Source organism: Pseudomonas sp. SIMBA_068 (assembly GCF_046534705.1).
GTDB classification, from domain to species: Bacteria; Pseudomonadota; Gammaproteobacteria; order Pseudomonadales; family Pseudomonadaceae; genus Aquipseudomonas; species Aquipseudomonas putida.
Genome location: NZ_JAWRYI010000778.1, coordinates 1 through 262 on the forward strand (window position 1 = coordinate 1; position 262 = coordinate 262).

At 64.1% G+C, this 262-nt stretch carries 1 protein-coding gene; it reads right to left on the reverse strand.

The annotated features are described in order from the left end of the window. A partial coding sequence (locus tag SB756_RS31410; RefSeq protein ID WP_410913412.1) for an aldo/keto reductase occupies positions 1-262 on the reverse strand: 262 nt, incomplete at both ends.

A 262-nucleotide genomic window follows, 5' to 3' on the forward strand; every position in this document is an offset into this window, starting at 1 on the left:
CATAGGGCAGCTGGGTCTGCCAATCGCGCAGGTTGTGGATCTGCAGCAGTTCGACCTTGTCGGTGCGCAGGCTGCGAAGGCTGCCGGCCCACTGCGCTTGCGCATCGGCGAGGCTGTCAGCGGCGATCTTGGTGGCAAGGAAGCACTGCCGGCGCCAACCGCCTTCTTCCAGTAATTGGCCAAGGATACTGTCGGCGCCGCCATAGTTGGGCGAGGTGTCGATGACCCTGCCGCCACCCTGGAAGAAGGCCTTGAGCACCGT